At 53.0% G+C, this 806-nt stretch carries 1 protein-coding gene; it reads left to right on the plus strand.

Translation table 11 applies throughout. From position 1 onward, the window contains the following. Positions 1-159: 159 nt before the first annotated feature. The coding region (locus tag E1189_RS01185) for a hypothetical protein (protein ID WP_196220934.1) at positions 160-806 on the plus strand (647 nt) is incomplete at its 3' end.

Below are 806 nucleotides of genomic sequence, written 5' to 3' on the forward strand. Positions count from 1 at the left end.
GCCGGGACGCTATTAAAAAAATACGAGGGACACTCACGACAATATGCTCGTGTTGTGCATTTAAAAGCCAGATGTTTGTTTCTTCTTGGTGATTTAGATGGGTGTATTGGGTTCATCAGTTCTCTTCCCAGGGATTTGCAAAACAACAGATGGTTGGTAATGGCAAAGGGGAGAGCTTTGCAGGCGAGAGGCCATTTAACGGAAGCTCTACCACTCTTTCAGCAACTTTATACACAATACTCAGCTTCTCCCAATGATGAAAAAACCAATGGGCTGGCTCTGGGCAGACACCTCCAGATAATGGGGGGCACAGGCAACCTGAGAGCGGCCCGAGACATCTTTACCCGGCTACGCACCCGGGCGGCCAAATGGCAGGTGAACACACCTTGCAATGACAAGGAGATCGAACTGGCTCTGGGTGTGCTGCTTCAGATTATGGGGGGCACGAACAACTTGAGAGCGGCACGGGACATTTTTATCCGACTGCGCACCCGTGCAGCTGGAGGGCAGGTGAACACTCCCTGTGATGATAAGTCAATTGAACTGGTTCTGGGGAGACACTTGCAGCTTATGGGAGGCTCGGATAACCAGAGAGCAGCCCGGGACATCTTTATCCAGCTGCGTACCCGAGCGGCCGGAGGACAGGTGAATACCCCCTGTGATGACAAGGAGATTGAACTGGCTCTGGGTAGATTACTTCAGGCCATGGGGGGCACAGTCAACCTGAAAGCGGCCCTGGATATCCTTATCCGGCTGCGCAGCCGGGCGGCAGGTAAGGCGAACACTCCCTGTGATGACAAGGAGAT

The sequence above is a fragment of the Parendozoicomonas verongulae genome, assembly GCF_009711465.1.
GTDB lineage: Bacteria > Pseudomonadota > Gammaproteobacteria > Pseudomonadales > Endozoicomonadaceae > Sansalvadorimonas > Sansalvadorimonas verongulae.